1 protein-coding gene is annotated in these 2,420 nt (G+C 71.5%); it reads right to left on the bottom strand.

Annotation, left to right across the window (positions count from 1 at the left end; translation table 11 throughout):
* A partial coding sequence (gene shc / locus G6R24_RS20275; protein WP_476727366.1) for a squalene--hopene cyclase occupies positions 1-2,242 on the bottom strand: 2,242 nt, incomplete at its 3' end.
* Between the last annotated feature and the right edge of the window lie 178 nt (positions 2,243-2,420).

Below are 2,420 nucleotides of genomic sequence, written 5' to 3'. Positions count from 1 at the left end.
CGCACTCGCGCAGGTAGCGGCCGAGCGCCATCACCGGCCAGAGCAGCCGGTAGCCGTAGTAGTTGAGGTAGAAGTCGCCGGGGAATCCGGTGCCGGTGAAGTACGGCTCGTCCCAGGTGCCGTTCGGCAGCTGGTTCTCGGCGAGCCAGCGGGCGCCGCGGGCCAGGGCTTCCACGACCTCGGGTCGCCGGTCGGTGGCGAGCAGGCCGAGCATTCCCCACGCGGTCTGCGACGCGGTGGTCTCCCCGCGGCCGGCCCAGTCCCGGTCGTCGTAGGAACGCACGTCCTCACCCCAGCCGCCGTCGGCGTTCTGGTGGGCGAGCAGCCAGTCGGCGCCGGCCCGCATGACCGGGTCGGACGGTGCGACCCCCGCCGCCCGCAACGCCGGCAGGACGTTCCCGGTGCCGTACACGTAGTTGACGCCCCACCGGCCGAACCACGAACCATCGGTCTCCTGCGCGTCCAACAGCCACTGGACGCCACGGCGCGTACGCGGGTCGTCGGCCAGCCCCTCCTCGGCGAGCAGTTCGACGACGTGCGCGGTGACGTCGGCGGACGGCGGGTCGGTGAGCGCCCCGAAATCCCCGAACGGGATCTCGTAGACCAGCGTGGAGGTGTTGTCCGAGTCGTAGGCGCCCCAGCCACCGTCGCTGGACTGCATCCCGAACAGCCAGGTGATGCCCCGCTCCATCGACGCCTTCAGTTCCCTGGACCGTGGATGACGCACCTTGCGCAGCGCCAGCAGCACCGCCGCGGTGTCGTCGGTGTCGGGGTAGGTGTCGTTCTCGAACTCGAACGCCCAGCCACTGGGCTCAAGGTCGGGGTGGTTCACCGCCCAGTCGCCGCGCTTGTCCCGGATCTCCTGGCCCAGCAGGTAGTCGGCGGTGCGCAGCAGCGCCGGGTGGTCGCCGGCGATCCCCGCGGTCTCCCCCGCCTCAGCCAGGGCGATCCCGGCGAGGGCGGTGTCCCAGATCGGCGACTGCGACGCCTCGACCATCCGCGCACCGTCCGGCATCGTGACGCTGTAGTCCTCGAGGGCCTGCAGCGCGGCGGTGAGCACCGGATGGTCGAGCGAGTAGCCGAGCAGGTGCAGCGCGATGATCGAGTAGACGGCCGGCGGCTGGATCCCACCGAAGCACCCGTCCGCCTCCTGCCGGGTGACGATCCACCGTTCCGCCGCGCGGATCGCCTGCGTGCGCAGCGGCCGCACCGGCATCGAGTGGTAGCGGTGCAGCGCCTTGTCGACGCCGACGAACACCTCCCGCCAGCCGACCTTCGCCCGCAGCTTCGCCGCCCAGCCGCCATCCCGACGCTGCTTGACGGGTGTCCCCGCCGCGTTGGTCACCGTGCCCTTCACGACGACCTCGTCGGCCACCGCGACCGCGACCGCGTCGGCGTCGGCCTTGTCACCGGTACCCGCGCCGGCATCCGCGTCGGCGGACGTCCGGACACCGGCGGCGTCCTCGGCGGGGACGTCCAGTTCGTCGAGGCTGAACGGCGCGGGATGCACCGGACGCAGCGCCAGGACGATCGTGAGCGGCACGATGGTCTGACGCGCCCAGGTCGAGAACGAGTAGATGTTCAGCGGCGCGGTCGGCGGCAGGAACATGATCTCCGGTGGGATGACCGGCAGGTCCTCCCACCGCCACCAGCCGAACAGCGCCAGCCAGATGCGAGTGAACACGCGTGTCTGGGGAATCCCGCCGTGCGCCCTGATCCACGCGCCGGCGAGCCGCATGTGCTCGGCGTCTAGGTCGTCGCCGGCCAGCCGCAGGCCGATGTACGACTCGAGCGTCGCCGACAGGTCACCGGGGCCGCCGTAGAACAGCGGCCAGGCGCCGTCGGGACGCTGCCGCGACCGGATGAACCGGGCGGACGCCTCGGTCGCGGCCTCCGTCCGGATGCCGAGGAACTCCCGTAGCAGCAGGTCCTCGGCGTCCATCGTCGTGTTGCTCTCGAGGTCGAACTTCCACCAGCCGGCCTTGTCCTGCAGGCTCAGCAGATGTTCGACCCCACGCTGCAGCGTCTGCCCCAGCGTGTTCGCGGGCGCCCGCCGCGCGGACCCGCCGTGCTCCATCTCCGCCCGGACGGACGCGTCCTCGGCCGCGAGCATCGCGTCGTGGGCAGGCATCGCATCGGCAGGCGGTTCGGCGCTGGGCCTCGCAGTGGCGGGCATCGCGTGCGCCCTGCCCTGCTCGGGGATGGGCGTGATCGCGGTGCCGGTGGTCTCAGGGGATGCCATGGGATTTCGTCCTTGTACCTGTGTCGAGCGGATGTGGGCTGGGGATCCGCCGCAGGCGGGCTGGTCAGAGTGGTTCAGACCCGAACAAAACGGATGGACGGTGCCACGGGTGGGGCACCCTGATGTCGCGGGATGGTCGGCGGTACGTCCGCCTCGTTCGGGCCTGACCCGGGGCTCA

Origin of the sequence: Candidatus Frankia nodulisporulans, from assembly GCF_902806475.1 — a bacterium.
In the GTDB taxonomy this organism is placed as follows: domain Bacteria; phylum Actinomycetota; class Actinomycetes; order Frankiales; family Frankiaceae; genus Frankia; species Frankia umida.
This window is presented reverse-complemented; position numbering and strand designations above follow the sequence as displayed.